The organism is Streptomyces zaehneri (assembly GCF_032248645.1).
Classification (GTDB): Bacteria; Actinomycetota; Actinomycetes; order Streptomycetales; family Streptomycetaceae; genus Streptomyces; species Streptomyces coriariae.
In genome coordinates, this window is the sequence record NZ_JASTTJ010000086.1 from 1 (window position 1) to 268 (window position 268).

General features: G+C 57.1%; 2 rRNA genes. Both read left to right on the forward strand.

The features are described from left to right. Positions 1-78 (forward strand): 23S ribosomal RNA (locus QQM72_RS40755); the annotation flags it as partial. A gap of 90 nt (positions 79-168) precedes the next feature. Further along, positions 169-268 (forward strand): 5S ribosomal RNA (gene rrf / locus QQM72_RS40760); the annotation flags it as partial.

A 268-nucleotide genomic window follows, 5' to 3' on the forward strand; every position in this document is an offset into this window, starting at 1 on the left:
ACTGGGTTGATAGGCCGGATGTGGAAGCCCAGTAATGGGTGAAGCTGACTGGTACTAATAGGCCGAGGGCTTGTCCTCAGTTGCTCGCGTCCACTGTGTTGGTTCTGAAACCACGAACAGCCCCATGCCATGGTCACGGTGTGGTGCGGCTGGACAGTTTCATAGTGTTTCGGTGGTCATAGCGTGAGGGAAACGCCCGGTTACATTCCGAACCCGGAAGCTAAGCCTTACAGCGCCGATGGTACTGCAGGGGGGACCCTGTGGGAGA